Origin of the sequence: Suipraeoptans intestinalis, assembly GCF_009696485.1 — a bacterium.
Classification (GTDB): domain Bacteria; phylum Bacillota; class Clostridia; order Lachnospirales; family Lachnospiraceae; genus Suipraeoptans; species Suipraeoptans intestinalis.
Window position 1 is genome coordinate 88,648 of the sequence record NZ_VULY01000018.1, and the last position, 20,996, is coordinate 109,643.

At 47.5% G+C, this 20,996-nt stretch carries 24 protein-coding genes; 2 read left to right on the forward strand and 22 right to left on the reverse strand.

Annotation, left to right across the window (positions count from 1 at the left end; translation table 11 throughout):
* Nucleotides 1–102: 102 nt before the first annotated feature.
* Nucleotides 103–489, forward strand: a complete 387-nt coding sequence (locus FYJ34_RS01145) for a LysM peptidoglycan-binding domain-containing protein (RefSeq protein ID WP_154475493.1) — start codon at nt 103–105, stop codon at nt 487–489.
* 382 nt (nt 490–871) lie between these two features.
* Nucleotides 872–1,936 carry a tyrosine-type recombinase/integrase gene (locus FYJ34_RS01150; RefSeq protein ID WP_154475495.1) on the forward strand — a complete coding sequence of 355 codons (1,065 nt, stop codon included), beginning with the start codon at nt 872–874 and terminating at the stop codon, nt 1,934–1,936.
* A 144-nt stretch (nt 1,937–2,080) separates the two neighbouring features.
* Here FYJ34_RS01150 and FYJ34_RS01155 read toward each other — a convergent pair whose 3' ends face one another.
* The 22 genes from FYJ34_RS01155 to rpsU all read right to left on the reverse strand — a co-directional run bounded on the left by FYJ34_RS01155 (nt 2,081) and on the right by rpsU (nt 20,974).
* Nucleotides 2,081–2,728, reverse strand: a complete 648-nt coding sequence (locus FYJ34_RS01155) for a cytidylate kinase-like family protein (RefSeq protein ID WP_154475497.1) — start codon at nt 2,726–2,728, stop codon at nt 2,081–2,083.
* A gap of 159 nt (nt 2,729–2,887) precedes the next feature.
* The gene (locus FYJ34_RS01160) at nt 2,888–3,730 is read right to left on the reverse strand and encodes an RluA family pseudouridine synthase (protein WP_235899444.1); all 843 of its coding nucleotides are present in this window, start codon (nt 3,728–3,730) and stop codon (nt 2,888–2,890) included.
* Between the two features lie 19 nt (nt 3,731–3,749).
* A complete protein-coding gene (gene lspA, locus FYJ34_RS01165) occupies nt 3,750–4,268 on the reverse strand; it encodes a signal peptidase II (protein WP_154475501.1) in 519 nt (172 codons plus the stop codon).
* Between the two features lie 81 nt (nt 4,269–4,349).
* Entirely contained in the window at nt 4,350–5,759 is a 1,410-nt protein-coding gene (locus FYJ34_RS01170; protein ID WP_154475503.1) for a TIGR04283 family arsenosugar biosynthesis glycosyltransferase, read from the reverse strand.
* A gap of 10 nt (nt 5,760–5,769) precedes the next feature.
* Nucleotides 5,770–6,393, reverse strand: a complete 624-nt coding sequence (locus tag FYJ34_RS01175; RefSeq protein ID WP_416389709.1) for a TVP38/TMEM64 family protein — start codon at nt 6,391–6,393, stop codon at nt 5,770–5,772.
* A 46-nt stretch (nt 6,394–6,439) separates the two neighbouring features.
* Complete coding sequence (locus FYJ34_RS01180) at nt 6,440–7,591, reverse strand: heterodisulfide reductase-related iron-sulfur binding cluster (protein ID WP_154475505.1); 1,152 nt, start codon at nt 7,589–7,591, stop codon at nt 6,440–6,442.
* Nucleotides 7,592–7,679: 88 nt separating this feature from the next.
* Nucleotides 7,680–8,387, reverse strand: coding sequence for a TVP38/TMEM64 family protein (locus FYJ34_RS01185; protein WP_330582490.1), 708 nt, complete (start codon nt 8,385–8,387; stop codon nt 7,680–7,682).
* Nucleotides 8,388–8,416: 29 nt separating this feature from the next.
* Entirely contained in the window at nt 8,417–8,959 is a 543-nt protein-coding gene (locus FYJ34_RS01190) for a Holliday junction resolvase RecU (RefSeq protein ID WP_154475507.1), read from the reverse strand.
* Nucleotides 8,908–9,924, reverse strand: a complete 1,017-nt coding sequence (locus FYJ34_RS01195; protein ID WP_154475509.1) for an RluA family pseudouridine synthase — start codon at nt 9,922–9,924, stop codon at nt 8,908–8,910. The genes FYJ34_RS01190 and FYJ34_RS01195 overlap by 52 nt, the downstream gene beginning before the upstream one ends.
* 12 nt (nt 9,925–9,936) lie before the next feature.
* Entirely contained in the window at nt 9,937–10,515 is a 579-nt protein-coding gene (locus FYJ34_RS01200) for a hypothetical protein (protein ID WP_154475511.1), read from the reverse strand.
* The gene (locus FYJ34_RS01205) at nt 10,512–11,213 is read right to left on the reverse strand and encodes an HAD family hydrolase (RefSeq protein ID WP_154475513.1); all 702 of its coding nucleotides are present in this window, start codon (nt 11,211–11,213) and stop codon (nt 10,512–10,514) included. Before FYJ34_RS01205 ends, FYJ34_RS01200 begins: the two co-directional genes overlap by 4 nt.
* Entirely contained in the window at nt 11,197–11,934 is a 738-nt protein-coding gene (locus FYJ34_RS01210) for a pseudouridine synthase (RefSeq protein ID WP_154475515.1), read from the reverse strand. Before FYJ34_RS01210 ends, FYJ34_RS01205 begins: the two co-directional genes overlap by 17 nt.
* Nucleotides 11,931–13,340 (reverse strand): RsmF rRNA methyltransferase first C-terminal domain-containing protein, encoded by a 1,410-nt coding sequence (locus FYJ34_RS01215; protein WP_154475517.1) that lies wholly within the window; start codon nt 13,338–13,340, stop codon nt 11,931–11,933. Before FYJ34_RS01215 ends, FYJ34_RS01210 begins: the two co-directional genes overlap by 4 nt.
* A 114-nt stretch (nt 13,341–13,454) precedes the next feature.
* A complete protein-coding gene (locus tag FYJ34_RS01220; RefSeq protein WP_154475519.1) occupies nt 13,455–14,903 on the reverse strand; it encodes an aminoacyl-histidine dipeptidase in 1,449 nt (482 codons plus the stop codon).
* A gap of 44 nt (nt 14,904–14,947) precedes the next feature.
* On the reverse strand, nt 14,948–15,547 hold the full coding sequence (locus FYJ34_RS01225; protein ID WP_154478743.1) for an ATPase: 600 nt from the start codon (nt 15,545–15,547) through the stop codon (nt 14,948–14,950).
* On the reverse strand, nt 15,547–16,041 hold the full coding sequence (coaD, locus tag FYJ34_RS01230; protein WP_154475521.1) for a pantetheine-phosphate adenylyltransferase: 495 nt from the start codon (nt 16,039–16,041) through the stop codon (nt 15,547–15,549). Before coaD ends, FYJ34_RS01225 begins: the two co-directional genes overlap by 1 nt.
* Nucleotides 16,035–16,604, reverse strand: coding sequence for a 16S rRNA (guanine(966)-N(2))-methyltransferase RsmD (gene rsmD / locus FYJ34_RS01235; RefSeq protein WP_154475523.1), 570 nt, complete (start codon nt 16,602–16,604; stop codon nt 16,035–16,037). Before rsmD ends, coaD begins: the two co-directional genes overlap by 7 nt.
* A 109-nt stretch (nt 16,605–16,713) precedes the next feature.
* Nucleotides 16,714–18,417 (reverse strand): ABC-ATPase domain-containing protein, encoded by a 1,704-nt coding sequence (locus tag FYJ34_RS01240; protein ID WP_334296363.1) that lies wholly within the window; start codon nt 18,415–18,417, stop codon nt 16,714–16,716.
* Between the two features lie 91 nt (nt 18,418–18,508).
* Nucleotides 18,509–19,210 carry a pentapeptide repeat-containing protein gene (locus FYJ34_RS01245; RefSeq protein ID WP_154475527.1) on the reverse strand — a complete coding sequence of 234 codons (702 nt, stop codon included), beginning with the start codon at nt 19,208–19,210 and terminating at the stop codon, nt 18,509–18,511.
* An 84-nt stretch (nt 19,211–19,294) separates the two neighbouring features.
* Nucleotides 19,295–19,831 carry a prolyl-tRNA synthetase associated domain-containing protein gene (locus FYJ34_RS01250; RefSeq protein WP_154475529.1) on the reverse strand — a complete coding sequence of 179 codons (537 nt, stop codon included), beginning with the start codon at nt 19,829–19,831 and terminating at the stop codon, nt 19,295–19,297.
* A gap of 231 nt (nt 19,832–20,062) precedes the next feature.
* Nucleotides 20,063–20,650: a putative ABC transporter permease gene (locus FYJ34_RS01255; protein ID WP_154475531.1), complete on the reverse strand. Its 588-nt coding sequence runs from the start codon at nt 20,648–20,650 to the stop codon at nt 20,063–20,065.
* A gap of 147 nt (nt 20,651–20,797) precedes the next feature.
* The gene (rpsU, locus tag FYJ34_RS01260; protein WP_004054229.1) at nt 20,798–20,974 is read right to left on the reverse strand and encodes a 30S ribosomal protein S21; all 177 of its coding nucleotides are present in this window, start codon (nt 20,972–20,974) and stop codon (nt 20,798–20,800) included.
* Nucleotides 20,975–20,996 lie beyond the last annotated feature (22 nt).

The following is a 20,996-nucleotide window of genomic DNA, read 5'->3' on the forward strand; positions in this document are numbered from 1 at the left end:
TTCGATTTTTTTGCAAAACAGATTGACAAACACCTGTTCTGGTGATATGATTCAATAGAACAAACGTTCCGAACATTTGTTTCTAAAGGAGGGAGAGAACTTATGAGGAATACATCAGCAACAGGCCACGTGTCGGTCACCCGAAATTATCGTCCGGGAGCTGCCCAGAAAAGGAGAGAGGCGGCGATTAAAAGGACCGTTATACTTACTATGGGAATCATCATTATCATTCTTTCCCTTATTTTTATCAACAGGATGAATGCTCTGGATCACAGCTTTGCAAGGGAAGTCAATCGCCAGAAGTATTATAAGAGCGTTTCCATTCAGGATGGAGACACTTTGTGGGAGATCGCTTCCCAGAATATGTCCGATGAATATGCATCCGTAGAGTCTTATGTAGAAGAGCTGAAGAAAGTGAATGATCTGGCATCTGATCAGATTTCTATCGGACAATATCTGACTGTTCCTTATTATGTATCGACCAATTAACAGATTCACGAACCAGGAACGAATCAATCAATCGATCGATCATCGGGCAGACAGATGGATAACCAGGATATGTAATAAGAAACAGAAAATCTGTTTCTATTATATATAAGTATTATACTTACCCCATACAGAGCTGATCGTCAGAGAAGAAGATTTTCTGCGATCAGCTTTTCCCATGCTTGTAGCCATGTCAAAGGAAATACATCTATACGTCAAATACTGATTTTTTTAATAGATATAGACATACGAAAGCAGACATGCTATACTATCCATGATTATCAGGGTGTATTCCTTGATTTGTGTGTGACTGATGAAAACTGTCTATTCTGTTGCGATCCATACAGGGTCCTTATTGAGCCTATCATCAAAGGAGAATTTTTATATGGCCATTGAAAAAAACTATCATGAAAGCACACAGCTTTCTTATACGCTGCGGTTGCGGGAACTGCTCAAAACCCTGCCGCCTTTTGCCAAAGATTATTTTCGGGCGATCGAGCCGACTTCCTCTGCCAAAACCAGGATCAACTACGCCTATGATATTCGTGTTTTCTTTCATTTTCTGATGGAGGAAAATCCTGTCTATCGAAATTATTCCATGAATCAGTTCCGTCTGGAAGATCTGGAACGGATTGAGCCTGTGGATATTGAAGAATATATGGAATACTTGAAGGCTTACGTCCGAACGGACGATAAAGAATTATTGACCAATCAGGAAAAAGGATTATCCCGAAAAATGTCGGCTCTCAGAAGCTTTTACGCTTATTATTTTAAGCGGCAGGCTATTGAAAAGAATCCCACCTTGCTGGTGGATATGCCAAAGCTGCATGAAAAAGCCATTGTACGACTGGATGCGGACGAAGTAGCTTCTTTGTTGGAATATGTAGAGCACTGTGAGTTTCAACTGTCAGGTCAGGCGCTTCTTTATTATAAAAAGACAAAAGAACGGGATCTGGCTATTATGACCCTCCTTCTGGGTACAGGAATCCGTGTATCCGAATGTGTGGGCCTGGATCTCACCGATGTGGATTTTAAAAATAACGGAATCACCGTCACCAGAAAAGGTGGAAGTCAGATGGTCGTGTACTTTGGAGAAGAGGTAGAAAAGGTGCTGAGACAATATATAGAGGGCAGCCGTTCAGCCATTCAGCCGGCTGCCGGCCACGAATCCGCCCTGTTTTTGTCTACTCAGAGAAAACGAATGGGGGTTCAGGCTATTGAAAATATGGTAAAAAAATATGCCAGACAGGTCACTCCACACAAAAAGATCACGCCTCACAAGCTTAGAAGCACCTACGGTACCGCTCTTTATAAAGAAACAGGCGATATCTATCTGGTGGCAGACGTCCTTGGCCACAAAGATGTAAATACCACCCGAAAGCATTACGCTGCCATTGATGAAGATCGTCGGAGAAAGGCTGCTTCTGCCGTCAAGCTCCGGGAAGACTGACAACGGATAAAACCGCCGTAACCCTCTTGTGTTGCCACGGGGCTGCAGCGGTTTTCATTTCCTTTTATCACATTATCACAAGCTTTTTAATTGCAAAAACATCTTTTTCTTGCCAATCTCTAGGTTGCTTTCTATTAAGTCGCTTTAAATACCGCTTTTTCTGCTCTGACGACTCCTCTTCCACTCCAGCATTTCCTTCAGGACGTGGACCGTTCCCTCTATCCCGAGAAGAGAGCTGTCCAGGCAGCAATGATAATGTTCTGCCATTCCCCATTTATTGCTGGTAAAATAATTATAATAAGAAGCGCGTTTCTTATCTTCTTTCATGATCAATTCCCTGGCCTTTCCCCGGGAGATCTCCATGGTATCTGCAACCCGTCTGACACGGTCATCCAGATCAGCGCGGATAAATACGTGAACGGCATTTTTTTGATCTGCAAGGGCATAGTCCGAACAGCGCCCTACCAGAACACAATTCCCCTTTTTTCCGATCTTCTGGATCGCATGGAACTGAGCCAGAAAAATCTTATGGTTCAGAGGCATATCTGCCTGGATGCTGGTAGGATACCGCATGGCATAAAGATCCATCGCCAGCGTGTAGAGCAGACTGCTGGTAGGTCTTTCGTCATGGGTTTCAAACAGTTCTTTTGCAATATCACTTTCCTCTGCAGCTATTTCCAACAACTGCTTATCATAGAAGGCAAGATCCAGTTCTCTGGCAATACGCTCTCCTATCTCACGCCCACCGCTTCCAAACTGTCTTCCGATTGTCAATATGATCGGTGTTTTCATAGGATCACTCCTCTCCCTGTTTCCGGTTCCGGTAGAAAGTTTCCGGTTCTGACAGAAAAATTGTTCTGTTTATACAGAAACATTCCTGTGATTTTCCTATATTATATCATATTTTCACGAAAATGTAGGTTTTATTTTAAATATAGTTTTTATTTGCTTTTATTTCAAAGAGTTCAGCAAGTGTACAAAGTATGCGGGAAGAGGTGCCTGAAATTCCATATAATCCCCGGTTCTCGGATGCTGGAATCCCAGGATTTTTGCGTGAAGAGTCTGTCCCTGGAGTTTTGGAAATTCTGATTTTCTGGGACCATACACCAAATCTCCCAGAATGGGATGCCCAATACTTGCCATATGCACGCGGATCTGATGGGTCCGTCCGGTCTCCAGACGGCATGCGATGTGCGTGTAGCGCTCAAAACGCGTTAAAACCTGATAATTTGTGGCGGCAGGCTTTCCATGTCTGGAGTGGGTACTCATCTTCTTTCGCTCTATGGGATGGCGTCCGATGGGAGCTTCCACTCTTCCCTCCTCTTCTTTTAAGCGGCCATGTACGATGGCTTCGTATACACGGCAGATAGAATGTTCCTTTAATTGGCGGGAAAGACTTTGATGTGCCATATCATTTTTGCAGACCACCAGAGAACCTGTGGTATCCATATCGATGCGGTGGACGATCCCAGGGCGCAAAACTCCATTGATTCCCGACAGATTTTCCCGGCAGTGATACAGAAGTCCGTTGACTAAGGTTCCGGACGTATGTCCATTGGCAGGATGAACCACCATCTGCTTTGGCTTGTTGATCACAATAATATCCGCATCTTCGTACAGGATATCCAATGGGATGTCCTCCGGCAGAACGTCCAGTTCTTTTGCCTCCGGAAGGGTGAACTCAATAACATCTCCGGCATTTATCTTATAGTTGGCCTTCACAGGAATATGATTAACAAGGACCTCTTTCTCCTTCAGGAGCTTTTGGATATAAGATCTGGAGAGCTCCTCCATCTGCTGCGCCAGGTAGGCATCAATCCGTTTTCCGCTTTCCTCTGCCAAAAATTTCTTCAAAATCTTCCTCCTTGTAATAACATAGAACAAAAAAGACTAACAGGAATGCTGTTACCGTCACATAGATATCCGCCACATTAAATACCGGGAAATCAATGAGCTTGACATAAATAAAATCTACAACATATCCCAGGCGCACCCGGTCTATCATATTTCCCAAAGCTCCGGCCAGCAGGATGGTCAGGCACATCTTTAATGGCAGGAACCGGGGAGATCCGGAGGCCTTTCTGAAAAACCAAAAGACTGCCACTATCAGCAAAAGGCCGCTGATCAAAAATAAGATCCGCTGATCCTGCAGCAATCCAAATGCCGCTCCTCTATTCTCCAGATAGGTAAGCTCCAGTACTCCGGAAATCAGAGAAATATCTTTTTGTCCTTTTAGATGAAGCACCACCAGGTATTTGCTCCACTGATCCAAGAGGATCAGGATGGCGGCAAGGACCGGATAGCTCCAGATCGGTATTGTTTTCTTCTTCATACAGTATGGTTCTCCTCTTTCTTTTACCAATTTTATTGAGTTTTATTCTGGTTTCCGGCGTTTATCGGATGCTGTCATGTATTACCGGACATCTCCGTACAGATCTGCCAGCTTTTTCACACTGACTCCCTGACGATACCAGGCGCGCAGACGATACATCTTCCACATCAGCAGAAGCTTGGGGATAATTCCTTTGGGGAATCTTCTGCCGGAGGTAACCAGTCTGTGTGGGGTGAGTCTTACAGGGATCTTTTGCGCACGCAGTGTCAGGGAGAACTGGTAGTCCTCCATAATCGGAAGCTCCGGAAACATTCCCAGTTCAAAAAAGAGGGAGCGTTCCAGAAAAATTCCCTGATCCCCAAAGGGAAGTCCTCTTTTTTCTGCACGGAAGTTTGAGAGCCGGCTGCAGATGTGCATCAATATATTTCGTGAAGGGAACCGGATTCCAAAACATCCCACCGGATTTTGCGCAATGACCTCCAGAATCTCCCGTTTTGGAAAAGGCGGCAGTAAACTGTCACAGTGGAGAAAGAACAAAATATCTCCCGTACTCTCCTTCGCTCCCAGGTTCATCTGAAGGGAACGGCTTTTGGAGCAGTGAAGCACAGGATATTCCTCTCCCAAAAGAGAAAGCGTAGCGTCTTTGCTGCCACCGTCCACAAAAATGATCTCGTGAAAGGCTTCTTTCGTTGCCTGGATCTCTTCCAGCTGCCGCTTCATCTTCCGGATGGTATCTTCTTCCTGGTAGATGGGAATGATCACAGAAATACGCAGCAAACCAAGTACATAAAAAAACGTATACTGGGTGGGAAGTCTTTTGGAGCTTCGGGCTCTTTGCAGGTAGCCAAGCAGGTCTTCAAAAACATCCATATCCTCTCTGGTTCCTGTAAATCCCACCGAAAATCCCGCTTCTTCGATCCGAGAGACGGTCTGTTCCAAAACTGCAGAATGTCCGTAAGAAGACAGTTCGAAAGCTTCCCGGACAGGCTGCTTCATCCCTATCAGATAATAGCCTCCATCTTTCGTTCGCCCAAAGACCACGTCCTGATCCAGCAGTCTTTCAAAGGCGGCTTCCAGATCTTCCCTGGACAATTCCGGTACATCTGTCCCTATCAGAACGCAGCTTTCATAACCTGCCTCCAAAACCTGGCAGATAGACTGAAACATTCGTACCCCCAAAGTTTCTCCCTTTTGCGGGAAAAACCCTTTCAACTGTTTGGACCATGGCTGTCCGAAACTGTTTTCTTTCAGAAACGGTTCTTCCGCGGCCTTCTCTTCCCAAAGCTGTTTTAGCAGTTGTTCTTCCTGGGCGGTATCCGAGGCATGAAACACATAGATGTCTGCGTCTATCCCTCTTAAAGTCCTTTGAATATCCAAGAGGAACATTTTATGAAGAAGGGAGCATTCCTCCGGAGAAAGTCGGGGCATCATCCGTGTCTTTGTTTTACCGGGAACCGGAGCTCGTGTAAATAGGATCACAGCACGTTTCATTTCGTATCGGTCACTTTCTTGTTCTGTCTGTGTACAATTTTTTCAACAATACCACCAAAACTGAGAGGGCAAATAAAATGAGAAGTCCCATTACAAAGAGTCTGGCGCCTCCTGTCAGCATTCCTCCCACATAGGAATAGACGATGGTTGCCGGAAGCTGCCCGATTCCGGTTGCCAGAAAGAAGGAGCCAAAAGACATGGAAGTCAGTCCGGCTGCGTAGCTGACAATATCAAAAGAAACAAAAGGAAGCAGCCGGCAGATCAATATGGTATGTTTCCCATATTTTTCAAAGTAGCCGTCTATGTGCTGAAGTCCCGCCTTGCTGGTGAATTTTTCGGCAGCGTCCCGTCCCAGGGCTCTGGAAAGAAAGAAGCAGAGAGCGGCTCCTGCCATGGCGCTGCTCCAGGAAAGGACTGCCCCCTTCCACCACCCAAAAAGACTTGCGTTGGCAAAGGTGATAAGAAAGGCAGGCAGTGGCGCAGCCACCGATTGAAATACCATCAGAAGAAAAGAGATCAACGCTGCATAGATTCCATAGGATGCTACAAATTCCTTTACTTTCTGAAAATCTCCGCTTGCAAACATCCGGATCACATCAGACAGTTTTTCCCGAACGGCAGGGTGCAGCAGCATCGCAGCTCCCACCAGTAAAAATCCAATACAGATATACCTTTGCTTTTTATGCTTCATGTTCTGTTTGACTTTGCATTCCCCGGATACAAAGTCCTCTCCTTTCTTTTTCGTTTTTGCCCTCAATTTCCTTTCTGCTTTGATGCCTGTCCCTGTTGGCTGTCCGAATCTTTTCCATATCCGGAACCTTCTTCAGGCGATAGTATTTCAATCTTGCCCGGTTCCAAAGAGAGTGTCTGGTATCTGCCTGCTCCTTCCTGCCAAGGATTTCCACAAGGAGGTGGGAGGCATCCTTACAGCCGCCTCTGACAAAATTTCCGGAGCAGGTGGCACAGTAGGTAGAAAGCGGCTCCTTTCCCACCTTTCTGCGAAGCTGAAAAGCCAGTTCCGGCTCCCTGATGCTGGCGCATCCTCCCATGCCGCAGCACTGTACGGACTGGATGATCTCTTCCGGATTGGCAAGAAACGGACGGATCTGCTTTAGCATTTCCTTTTTCTCTCTGTCCGGACAGGGAAGAAAGAGTCTGTTTTGAGACACCTTTTGGCCCCATCCCCATTCGGTCAACTTTTCATAGATACTGACCACCCTGACCGTCAGCTTCGGTTTCAAAAAGCTGTAGCAGTTAGGGCAGAGTACGATGATCTCCTGAATGTTTCCTGATGCAAGAAGGTTTTCCAGGTTGGTTAGCTGCTCTGCCGTCTCTTTTTCCAGTCCCAGCTCGTCTACCGGCTTTTTGCAACAGTCCAACAGAGTCCCGATCCCCTTTTCCCGATACAGCTTTTCGGCCAGGTACCTGGTAGTTTCCGGGTAGAATGATGGGAAATTACATCCGGGAAACAGAACGCTTCCCGCTGTCAGATTTTTCGTATTGCGGAACCGGTAGGACTCCTTTTCCCAAAGAAGGAGTCCGTAACCGACAGACTTTAAATGCGAACGGCCGGTTTTACAGTCAGAAATCCTCTGCTCCAGAAGGATCTGCCTTCCGTCGATCCCCATGGGACAGACGGCGTAGCACTTCCCACACAAAAAGCAGTGGTATGCCAGATCCTTTACCTTGGGATCTCCGATATCCAGATGATATTTCGTCAGAAATTCGCAATGTCTCTGACAGTTTTTACAATGAATGCAGGCCTCCTGCCGCGTTCGGTTTTTCGATAGTTCCGGCAATTTCGACCCGCTTTCCTGTGCTTGTCTATCCATTTTCTCTTTTCCTTCTATCTGTGTGCTTCTCTTCTTGATCTTCTGGTACTTCTTTTGCTTTTGTTTTCGATGTTAGCTTTCTTATGATCTATTTTTCTTTTATCTCTTTTTCATCAATGTGGTAATTCTTTTTCAGCCTCATACTCAGAAGTGAAACCAAAAGAACCAACACCAACGCAGCTCCAAAATATAAAAACCGATGTTTCCCCGCAGTGATCCCGGCCGCTCCGATGGTATAGGCTGCCGTTCCCGGGATCATAAACAAAAAGGTCCCAAAGGCGTAAGTGCGAAAAGGCATATCTGTGATCCCATAAGCAAAATTCTGGAGATTGAAGGGAAATAAAGGGATCAGTCGGGTGATCATCAGCAGAACCAGCTGATGGTCGCCGGATTGGTCAAACAGCCACTTTTTCAGAAGTGCGTTCTTCATCACCACCGGCTTCAGACTGTCCCGCAGAAAATACCTTCCTGCCCAAAAGGAAACCATAGCTCCCAGAGTAGTCCCCGCCAGGCAGCAAAGTGTGCCAAGCCACGGGCCAAACAGCATTCCTCCCAAAAGTGCAAACGTGATTCCCGGAAGAGCCAAAGCCACGCACCCTACTATGGTAAACAGCAGATATACTCCCACTGCCGCCGGGAGATTATCCTGTACCAGATCCCGCAGCCCCTTCAGATTGTCCAGATCTTTCCAGTAACGGCTCCATCCAAAAATTTGATTACAAAGAAACAGAATCAGCAGACAAAGTAAAAACATCCAAAGTTTTTTCTGCTTCTTCCCTCTACTCTCTTTTTTCACAGGCCTCTCCTCTCTTGGTTTTTGTCCGTTTATGTTTCAGCATCCAAACGTTCCAGATCTTTGCTGAGAGGATTTAGGTAAGGCAGATAATATCCCCTCTCCGGCTGTAGAAAGAATTCCGGATCCAGTTCGTCGAATCGAAAGCTTTTCCGACCGCCTGCTTTGGATCGGTCCCAGAAGTATACGACTTCCTCCAAGCGCATATAATACGCCACATTCCTTGTCGAATAGTAGATCAAAAGAAAGGAGACTCCCTTCTGGTTTTGGAAATCCTGCATAAATTCCACCTGATGTGGATGAATGTTCTGTAAAGGAAATGTATCGGACACACATTCCTTAGCGTCAAAACAGACGGGGATCCCCTGAACGGCTCCGATGTAGTCTACCGTACTGCGTTCCTGAAAATAAGCCAGTGTGATCTGCCGATGTTCCTTGTCCATGCGCACCGGCGTAATCGGAGTGGGAATCTTCTGGATCAGCGCCAGCCGTCTGTCCCGATACCATTCGTTGGTACGATTGATCATTTCTTCCAGTGTAGAGCCGCGAAGGCCTCTTGTTGTCCATGTTCCCATACTGTCTCCTTTATCAGTGCTCCAAAGCTGTCCGGAACCGGCGCTTGAAAACTTTTTTGTGAGAGATGCGCCAATTCCTGCTTGATGACCGGAAAATGCATTTCATAAGCGTGCAGGAGCTGACAGCGGATCCCATATCGCTTTTTTAGCTGCAGGTTCCATTTGTCGTCGCCGTATTTCCCGTCGCCGGCCAGAGGATGTCCTGCCGAAGCCAGATGCGCCCGGATCTGATGGGTTCTTCCCGTCACCAGATGCACCTTTAACAGCGTCATTTCCTGATTCCATGCGATGGGATCATACTGCGTCACAATTTCTTTTTCTTCTTCCCGGCCGATCCTGACCTGATTGCGGAGGGTGTCCTTCGTTAAATATCCTGTCAGCACTCCTTGCTCCCGAATCCTTCCCTTTACCAGACAAAGATAATACTTTGCAAGGGTTCTGTCCTTTAGAAGAGCGGATAAGGTCTGCAATCCCGCAAGAGAAGTTCCTGCCAGGATCAGACCGCTGGTATTTCGATCCAGACGATTGCATACGGAGGGGCGAAAGGTCTGTAACTCTTTTGCTGTCAGTTTTCCCGTAGCCATCAGATAGTCTATGACATAATCCGACACGGACACATCCTGTGGGGCGGCTTTTTGGGACAGCATTCCCACAGGCTTATTCAGTACGAGAATATGTGCGTCCTCATAAATGATCTGAGGAAGACTTCCCTGATATCCTTTGGGGATTCCTGACTGCTTTGGACCAACCAGGAATTTTTGGATGGTCTCCTCTGACAGAAACAGGCAGATCACATCTCCCCGGGACAGGATCTCTTTGCCGCTGGCTTTCTTTTTGTTCAGTACGATATTTTTCTTTCGCAGCATCTTGTAAAGAAAACCGGAAGGCGCCTGCTCCAGATATTTTCGCAGCAGCTTATCCAATCGCTGTCCTGCCTCGTTTTCTGTCACTTTCAACTCTCGCATCCATTTCTCCTTTTACATAGACATGTCTGTTACAGACTGAATCAGCTGTCTGTAAACCTCCTGCCTTTCCCTGGTGGCTTTTGCCACGTCTGCCATGGCGTTCATTCCCTCTACCCTGGAAAGAAAGGGCGCCCGGTCTCCAAAAAATCTGACGGTGAGATTCGTGTGGCCGGATTGTTTCAAAAATTCCTTCAAGAAATTTTCCGTCTCCTTTGTCCTCTCTTTTTGCTCTGTTAAATAGCCGCACAACAGGGCTTCATACACCACGACCGCTCCCACAGAGACCGTTTTTCCATTGACGGCGATCATCAGGTCATAGCATTTCTCCAGAAGCTTTCCTTTCTCCTCCAGTTCCCGGAACAGCTCCTCAGAAAGCCCCTTGTGAAAAAACAGGGAAATTCCGCGGATTGCCAGGATCAGAGCAGGAATATATGCACTGAGGGCCAGCAGCGTCATAAGATTGGTCAGCGTATGCGTATGATAGTATCCGGCCAAAAGCAGTAAGGCGGTACCTGCCGTACTCAGAAGAACCAAGTTCAGGATCTTTCCTCTCCGTTTTCTGATATTTCCAAACTGTCCTTTTGTCTTCATCTATATTTTCTCCCATCCAGCAGATTTTCTGTCAGGATCTCATATGTTTCCTGCTCGATATCCCGAAAATCCTGGATAAAATAATCTGCCAGCTCTTTTTTCTTTTCCAGTTGTAGCAAAGAAAAATCGTCCGCTACTGCACAGACTCTCATACCGGCATTTTTTCCTGCCAGGATTCCCATGGGAACATCCTCAAATACCAAGCATCTGTCGGGGCGGATCCCCAGCTCCCGGGCCACCAGAAGATAGACATCCGGCGCCGGTTTTCCTGCCTGCACTTCTCCTGCTGTCCTCACCACATCAAACAGATGAGACACCTGAAGCGCACGCAAGGTATCGTCCACCAGAGATTTGGCATTGCTGGTTGCGATCCCGATCTTTTTTCCTGCCTTTTTCATCTTCCGGATAAAATTTAAGACGCCCTTTTTTAAGGTGACCTGGGTGGTGTATGCCTCATAAGCCATATCGATCCACTCTTCTATCATTTCCTCCCGGCTGCAGGTCAGATTCGGAAAACTTTCCAGAAAATAATCGGCCACTTCCTCACAGCTCATGCCCTCTATGATCTCGTGGAATCCTTCCGGCTGGCGCAGACCGTATTTTTCCATGTAGCGATCGTCCAGTCCCGGCCATACCCACATGGAATCGATCAAGGTTCCGTCCATATCAAAAATAATTCCGTCAATGTTTGTCAGCATAGGTTCCTCCAAGTTCTTTTATCTCTTTCGGCGTAAGCAGACGACAGTCTCCCGGTTTCAAAGAGTCATCCAGCTGCAGGCTGCCCATACTCTCTCGCTTCAGGTAAACCACCTGGCAGCCACAGGCAAGAAACATTCTCTTGACCTGATGATACTTTCCTTCGCAGATAGTAAGCCGTACTCTGGAAACTTCACCCTCTTCCAGAATCTCCAGGCTGGCCGGAGCCGTTTTCTCTTCTTTTTCAGCAGTTCCGATATTGATGCCTTCATAGAATCTTTGTCGGATATCTTCCGGAAATCTCCCCTCTACTTTTACGTAGTAACATTTAGGAACATGATAGGAGGGAGACAGAAGCCGGTGTGCCATTTCTCCGTCATTCGTAATCAAAAGCAGTCCTTCCGTATCCTTATCCAGTCTTCCCACCGGAAACAGATCCTTGCGTTTTGTTTTGCCGACACAATCCAAAACCGTCTTTTCCTTTTTATCCCTGCTGGCGGAAAGCACGCCGGCAGGTTTATTCAGCATATAATATTCAAAAGCGACAAAGGGAACTTCCTCTCCCTGAACCGTGACAACATCGGTTTCTGTGTCCACCTTCGCTTCCGGTCTTGTCGTGGTCGTGCCATTGACGGCCGCCTGCTTCTGGCGGATCAGTTTTTTAACGTCCTGACGGCTTCCTTTTCCCATTTCCGCCAGATATTTATCTAAACGTATCTTCATGAAAGCCTCCACCCGGCCAAATATTTGTTCTTTAAGGTTCCTCCGGAAAGCTTCCCCCATCCCAGAGAGTACCCGTCCACGCAGATCAGATACCATCCCTTTTCAGAAGGTGAAACGAGATCGGAAACCTCCAGGGTCTCTCCCTTCAGGTATTTTCGGACTCTTTCGTCTGCACAGGAAAAATCCAGTATTTTTTGATAGTCTTCCTTTTTCAGATACATGGCGAATGCCTGACTTGGCTCAAACCGGCGCTTTTTCCAATCTCCCAGGAGAAGCCCTGTCCTTAAGAATCTGGCTCCGCTAAGATCAGGAACTTCCGAAGGCATATAGTAAACCTTTTCCCCATGGATTTCCAGACGATCTTGGGAAAGCTCCCAGTTCACATCTTGCCAGAAGGAAATAAGTTCTTCCGGCACCTCCCGAACCCTGCCTCTTTGAGATTTTTGAGCGAGAGATCCGGATTTTCGAGGGCTTCCGGAAAGATCAAAAGCCTTCTCCCTCTTCTGAAGCAAAGCCAGATAATGCCCTTCTCCGTCCAGCCTGTGGGGAAAAATGCGGACTGTTTTTTTCAGGTCTTCCATCTGCGTATTAGAAAGTTGGGGAATCCCTTCTGCAAACCCGTCATACGGCACAATTGCCTGTATGGTAAATTCCGGGCACTCCTGCAGCAGAAATTCAATGGCCTGTTCATTTTCCCTCTCATCGAAGGTACAGGTGGAATACAGGATCTTTCCTCCGGGGCGCAACATAGCCGCTGCCTGGAGGAGGATGTGCTTCTGGATCTTAGAAAAGTAATCCGGTCCGTGTTCTTCCCAGGCACGTACCATCTTTTTGTCCTTTCGGAACATTCCCTCTCCCGAACAGGGAGCATCTATCAGAATCTTATCGAAGTATTCCGGAAAATACTGCGCCAAATGCCCCGGCTCTTCACTGAGCACCAGAAGATTCCCGATACCGAACAGTTCCAGATTTTTCAGAAGGCCCTTGGCTCTGGAGCTGCTGATATCATTTGCCACAAGCAGTCCCTCTCCTTTCAGCTTCGCTCCCAATTCAGTGGCCTTCCCGCCCGGTGCCGCACACAGATCCAACACACGTTCCCCCGGAACAACCGGAAGACGATTGGCAGGTGTCATGGCGCTTGGCTCCTGGAGGTAATACAGACCGGCCGCATAGTAAGGGTGTTTCCCCGGAGAAACGGCTGTCCCTTCATAGTAAAAGCCATTCTCAATCCATGGAATGGGCGTGATGGGAAAGGGACAGATCTCTTGGAAGGCTTCTACAGAGATCTTCCGGGTATTGACCCGAAGTCCGTAAAATCTCGGCTTTTTATAGCAGTCCATATATGCATCAAACTCCTCTTTTAAGAGGCGTTTCATTTTTTCTTCAAAAGAAACCGGCAGTTTCATCAGATACTCCTTTTTTCTATCAGTTGAACAGGTACATGACCCATAAGATTATAGCATAAAATTATACAAAACAAAAGACGGAGAAACAAAGTGTTCTCCGCCTGTCTGACTCATTTATCTGCAGTTTTTCAAAATTGTTTTCAGATATTCCCAGGTTCTCTGTGTGGATGCGATACTCAGTCTTTCCTGGAAAGAATGAACATCGAACATGTCCGGTCCAAAGGATACGCAATCCAGATCCGGGCGATTTCCTACAAAAATCCCACATTCCAATCCCGCATGAACCATGGAAACCTCCGGTTCCTTTCCGTACAGTTCCCGGAAGGAAGCAACCATGATATCTCTTAATTCTGAATGAAGCTGAAACTGCCATGCCGGATATTCGCTGGTAACAAAAGGCGTACCGCCACTGGCAGTCACACACTGATCCAGCTCTTCTTTCAGCTGTTCCTTCCGGCTCTCTACCGAGCTTCTGAGAAGGTGTGCCGTCCTGACAGAGGCTTCCTTTGTTTCCACGATTCCCAGATTTAAAGAAGTTTCCACAATGCCTTCCAGCTTTCTGCTGTATTCGATCATTCCATTGGGAACCAGAACGAGATACTGGATCACAGACTCTGTTTCCTGGAAAGTAGCTGCCATGGCTTCTCCTTCCAGGAAGGAAGCGTCCACCGCCAGATTTGGTTCTTCTCCCATAAATTCGTGATCCCAGATTTCTTTCATCTGAAGAGCCAGATCTGTGATCTTCTGTGCCGCTTCTGTCTCCGACACCAGAACTTTGGCCGTTACATCCATGGAAATAACATTGTCTTTGCTTCCGCCGTCGATCGATATCAGTCGGAAAGGAGTGTCCAGATAAGCTTTTCTGAGGAAACGACCCATCATCTTGTGTCCGTTGCCTCTCTGCTTATGAATCTCCATTCCGGAATGTCCGCCACAGAGTCCATGGATCCGCACCGAAACGATAACTCCGTTTTCGCTGGTCCGGGTGAGGGGGAATTCTGCCTCATACTGGATCCCGCCGGCACATCCTGCCGTCAAAATACCTTCCTCTTCCGAATCGATATTGATCAGACGACTGCCCTTCAGCTGGTAAAGGTCTACCGTCTTGGCGCCTCCCATTCCCACTTCTTCGTCTGCTGTGATCAGAACCTCCAGGGGTGGATGGGCAATGTCGTCGCTGTCCAAAACGGCCATCGCCATTGCTACTGCGATTCCATTATCTCCTCCCAGGGTGGTATCCTTGGCCTTTACAAATCCATCTTCCACATAGATCTGCAGGGGATCCTTTTTAAAATCATGATCTGATTCCGGGCGCTTCTCACAAACCATATCCATGTGTCCCTGCAGGATTACAGGAGCGCTGTTTTCATATCCTTCTGTCCCCGGCTTTCTGATGATGACGTTGCCCGCCTCATCCTGAACCACTTCCAGTCCCCGTTCTTTTGCAAATGCCACACAGTGATCACTGATACGCTGAATGTCAAATGTTCCGTGGGGGATCCTGCACAGCTCCTCAAAAAAGCCGAAGACCTTTTGCGGCTGCAACTCTTCTAATACACCCATCTTTCTCCTCCTTTTGTCTTACTTTATTTGATTCCTCTTGGGAATTATTCGTAATCGTCTGCGTCCTCCTCGTAGGTGACATCAAGGTTGGAGGGCTCTTCCTGTTCCGGGATCTCCAGCTCGGAACGGTTGGAACGAACCATGTCGTAGCATTCCTGCAGAGAGGTTACCAGGCCGTCATACTTGGTGGTGTAGCTATCCAGGGTATGAGCGATAGCGCTTTCTGCGTTAGCCAGCAACTCGTCTGTATAACGCATGGCTCCAATGCGGATATCGTTGGCGTCTCTGGTCGCATTGTCCAGGATCTCCTGCGCCTGTGCGGTAGCCGTCGTCACGATCTCGTTGGCCTGTGTGTACGCCTGCTGCATGATCTCATGCTCACTGACCAGCTCGTTGGTGTGGATCTGGGCGTCCTCGATCATATCCTGGGCTTTGCTTTGGGCATCTGCCAGGATCGCATCCTTGTTGGCAATGATCTTCTGATAGCGCTTGATCTCATCCGGCGTGCGCACGCGAAGCTCCCGAAGAAGCTCATCCATCTGATCCTTGTTTACGATGATCTTCGTCGTTGAAAGCGGCTGAAACTTACAACTGTCAATATACTCTTCAATTTCTTCAATAATCTGCTCAATACGGCTGCTCATCATTTACACTCTCCTTTTGTATTCCTCTTTTCCTTCATCATATCCATGACCAAGGTGGGTACGAACTGTGAAATGTCTCCTCCAAAGGAGGCGACCTCCTTTACGGTGGTAGAACTTAGATAAGAGTACTCCAGACTGGTATTTAAAAAGATAGTCTCGATCTCATCCGCCAGCTTGTGATTGGTCTGCGCCATCTGTAATTCGTATTCGAAATCGGTGATCGCCCGAAGTCCGCGAATAATGATGTCAGCCTCTCTTTCTCTGGCAAATTCTACCAATAATCCCTCAAACGGGACAATCTGTAGGTTAGGTATCTCTTTTGTTACCTCACTTAGCATTTTAACACGTTCATTCACAGAAAACAATGGAATTTTCGCTTTGTTGTTCAGTACTCCCACGATCAATTCATCCACCATTTTCGCGGAACGGCGAATGATATCCAGATGTCCGAACGTGACCGGATCAAAGCTCCCCGGATAGATCCCTCTTAGCATATTTCCTTCCTCCCCTGCGGCTCCAAAAATACGTGCTGATTTGTTTTGTACCGTTTGGCTTTCAGCAGAACATATCCCATTTTCTCTACATCCTCAAAGGTTTCATCCAGTGACGCCTCTACGATAAGGATCCCTCCGGGAGCAAGAAGCTCTGAATCTTTCAGATATTCCAGGACTTTCCTTTCCAGCCCCTTTCCATAGGGAGGATCCATGAAGATATAGTCAAAGGATTTTTCTCCTTCCAGCCGGTAAAGGGCTGTCATGACATCGGAATGCAGCGTCATGGCTTTGGAAGTCAGAGAGGTTTTTTCCAGATTGTAACGGATGCAGTCCATTGCCCGCCTGTCCGCTTCTACAAATACTGCTTCTTTGGCTCCTCTGCTTAATGCCTCTATCCCTATGGCGCCGCTGCCTGCAAACAGATCCAAAAACCGGCAGTCATACAGATAAGGGGCAATCATATTAAACAATGTTTCTTTTATACGATCCGTAGTCGGTCTGGTGTTAAAGCCTTCCATACACTTGAGCGGGATCCTCCGCGCCGTTCCGGATATGACTCTCATAAAACTCCTCCTGTCTTCCTGGTTTCCTCTTGTTCTCTATCATTTTCTCCGGAGCTTCTACAGAAACTGTTCTTCGCTTTCCTGCTTACAGAATCCTGTATTTTCCGTTCTATCTGATTTCCAGCGGTCTGTATCTGTTTAAGCAGGCGTAGATCTCCTGCTTTCGCGGCATGGCGAGGTTTCCCGGCAGCGCATGTCCCAGCAGGCCGGAAAATCCTTCTCGTTCCAGGATAGCCCATGTTTCTTCCACGCTTTGGTGCAGCGACTTTTTTCCGTTAAAAACAGACCGCTCCATATAGAGCAGGATCTGTCCCAACGCCTGCAGTTGTTCGGGATCCTTCAGCTGCTCTACATACCGCATATCGATGACCTCATGGTTGATACAGATAGAATCCAGACCCTGTACCTTCTGTTTGATTCTGTCTCCCGCATTCAGTTTTCTGTCCGGAAAGACTTTCCGCTCCGAATAAGAGATCGAAGGACAGTCCTCTGGTATCTCAAGCCCCGGATAAGCGGCTGCTTTTTCTTTTGCCATTGCTGTAATGTGGATTGGCTCGTACTTGTCCATCTGGATCACTTCATCCGCCACCTGAAAATACGAACCTGAACTTCCTGCCACCAAAATAGAAGAAATCCCGTGGGTCTGATACAGAGACCGTACTCTTTCAATAAACGGAGTGATCGGCTCCATTTCCCGCTGGATCACCTGCTGCATCAGTTCATCCCGAACCATAAGATTTGTAGCACTGGTATCCTCATCAATGAGGAGCAGTCTTGTCCCGGCCTCGATACTTTCCGTGATATTGGCGGCCTGGGAAGTGCTTCCGCTGGCATCTTCGGTGTAGAAGCTTCTGGTGTCCTTTCCGTTGGGCAGTTCCCCGATGAACATGGAAATATCCGTTCCCCGTATACTCCGTCCGTCTTCGGAACGGATCTTTACGGCAGAAGCTTCTGTGGCAACGTACTCTCTCCCATCTCCCTCTATGTGGGGGTAGACGCCGGCCTCCAGGGCTTTCAGCAGAGTGGATTTGCCATGGTATCCGCCTCCTACGATCAGTGTAATGCCTTCCGGTATTCCCATTCCTTCCACAACTCCCTTATGGGGAAGTTCTATCGTCACCTTCATGGCATCCGGCGTATGAAAAGGAATTCCATCCTTCATAGGACGGCTGGAAATCCCCGATTCCCGGGGAAGAATGGAGCCGTTGGCAATAAATGCCACCAGTCCTCTTTCCTTTAGGCCGGACTGCAGGAAAGTGTAGTCATCTGCGAGAAAAAGCACTCTTTCCAGCCGTTTTTTGTCGGCTGTGCGAAACAGCAGGGCCTTGTCCACACACTTGGGAATAAAGTCAAACAGGATTCGTACCAGTTCATCGCTTTGAATGGTTCTTCCTCTGGCGGGAAATCCCACCTCAAACCGTAAAAGGATCTCTCCGTCGTCCGGTCGCACCTGGCAGGCCGTTCGTTCCAGCACCTCCTGCCGGCACCTGGTGATGGAGATCAAGCCGCTTTTTCCCGATCCCTTTGCCTGAAAAGAGTAGCTCTGAATTTCCTTTCCAAAGCACCGCAGAAGATAATCGGCAAAGGCAATCCTTCTGTGCTTTTCCTGATAGCAGTCCTGCGGAAACCCAGCAGTTCTTCCTTTTACACGGATACTCAGCCGGGACGGCGCTGCAAAAGGATCTCCCTGCACATGGTCGATTCCCAGCAGATATTTTCCAAACTGGTATTGTCCCTTAGTTCCTTTATAAGCCGGATAGCTCCTGTGATTGATTTCCTGCAATAGTTTTCTTAAATCTTCTGATGTTTTTATCATACTTCTTATGAATGCTTCCTTTCTTTTTCAATTGGTGCAGGTGGCTTTTTCCGGCCATTGTCCGGATCTGCTTTCGGCCACGATCTGCCTAGTACGCGATGGCTTCTTCCCTCGTCATCCAGAAATGAATGCCCGTGGTGGAATCCATCCAGCGATCCTCGTTAAAATCCGCCACCTCCACAAATGTTCCTTTCCGATATACAAAATTTTCATCCACCAAAGACCAGGCCTCTTCAAATTCCTGCGTCTGATCAAAACTTTTGATGGTAAGGACCTTGGCTTTGCTGCATCTGCAGGAAGGCAGGGTTGCCGATGTCCGTTTGGCATCCGCCGGTATCAAAAGCTGTACCAGTCTGTCATTGACGCATTTTTTATAACCTAAAAAGGCTCCTTCTTCGGGGCATCGCAGCCGGAACCATCTGGTAGAATCATCAGAGATCACTCCTTCCAGGCAGGCGTGTTCCAGTACGGCGCCGTAAAGATCCGCTCCATTGATCCGGCAGCCCTGCATATTGCAGAAGCGAAAAGAAGCCGTTCGCATATTGGCTCCGGTCCAGTTGGCTCCCGCCATGCTGCATCCGTCAAACAGCGCATTTTCCACATTCGCGCCGGAAAAATCCGCCCCATCCAGCCGCACGTTCCGAAAAACCGCCCCTTTCAAATCGACTCCTGCAAAGTTCTTTCCGGAACTGTCCTGATCCTGGAAGAAAGCTCCTGTTCTTCCGATTTTCTCCTTGGAGGAAGGCGTTGTTGTCTCGTCTTTCTTTTCCGGAGGATTCTTTGTCACCATCAGTCCCTCACTCCCTTACTGTGTAAGCTTGGATAAATTTCTGTTTTTTCTTCTCTCTTACGGTAACCGGTCTGCAGAAAGGATCTACAGGTCTACGATCCTTGCCCGATGATGGATCGCCGGCAGAAATTTCTGCAACAGATCCTTTGTTTTAAATTTCAAATGGCTGGTGTTGATCCCCGGATTACAGCCAAACCATTCTGCCTCTGCCACTTCCTTGTCGATGATCACCTGTACGTAATCGTCTTCATCCATTAACAGACCTGCGACGCTGGCAGATCCCGGCGTCGTCCCCAAATGCTCCAGCATCTTTTCCGAAGGAGCAAAGGACATCCTGGAAACGCCCAGCTTTTTGCTGAATTCAGATGTTTCAAAAGGCTTGTCAGCCGGCATCACCAGTAAAAAAAAGGTGGTTTTCTTCTGGTTGCAGAGAAATACGTTTTTTCGGATCTGTGTCCCGATCACTTCGTCGATCCGGGCGCACTCCTCCATGGAAGCTGCCGGATCATTGTCCACCTGCTGGTAGGGAATGTTCAGCTTTTCCAAGGTATCATACATCATCCGCTCCAGTTTCCCTCTCGGATCCTTTGGAGCCTGATTTCTTACTTCGCTGATATACATAGATTCTTCCTCCTTCGTCTCTGATCTTTTGTATGTTCTGTGATCTCCGCCGCAGCGTCCGTTCCTGCCGGGGCTTCTGTCGGACTGCCTGCATCAAACCGGGCAGAGGATTTTGCAATGACAGAGTTTTGCAATGACAGAGATAGCATATGGCTATATAATATCACAGCCAAGGGGGAAATGCACCGAAATCCTCCTTGGCTTTTTGTTTTCCGTATATGGTTTGAGGAATCAGGAAAATCTTCCCCAGAACTTTTCCTTCCAGATGCCGAACCTTTCAGACACATCCTCTTTCTTTTCCTGATATAGGGTGTAGCTAAAATCCAGCCCGTAAGCCAGCAGCAGAACACTACCCAGCACCTTTCCCCAGGACAGAGGCACTCTGTCAATGGCTGCCGACACAAAATTGTGAAGGAAATAGAACAGGCCCAGTGTATACACGCCCCAGGCAATGGAGCTTTCCAGACAGATGACTCCTTTATAATTAAATGGCTTGTCGTGGTAATCCCACCAGATCTCCCCGAAGATCTTGTCCATTATGTAAGCCGTTATCAGCTCCAACGTAGTTGCCAGCACCATTCCAAAGAAAAACAGTTGTAACGGATTGGAGCTGTACGGCCGCAGAAGGATATAGACCGTCAGCGCCCCTACTCCGTAGATCGGACACATCGGACTCTTGGCGAACCCCCGGTTTGTCAGTCTTCTGTTGCAAAATGACATGTAGATAGACTCCAGTACCCATCCTAAAAAGCTGTATGCCAAAAACCACAGCACCACATGATACATACTCCAGCCAAACACCACTTTATTCCACCACATATTTCCTCCCATGACTTCGTTCTCTGGTTTCCTTTTTTCACAGATACGTAACGCCGCACCAAAGACTTTTGCATAGCAGAAAATCCCCCTGAACTTCCTGCTACACAAAAATAGAGTGTCTCATCAACACTCTATTTACTGCACATATTAGTTATACTTACGCTTTCTGGCTGCTTCAGACTTTTTCTTGCGTCTTACGCTGGGCTTTTCGTAATGCTCTCTCTTACGAATCTCCTGCTGAATACCAGCCTTTGCACAGTTTCTTTTGAATCTGCGTAAAGCACTATCCAACGTTTCGTTTTCTTTTACGATTACATTTGACATAAACTCACACCTAACCTCCCCT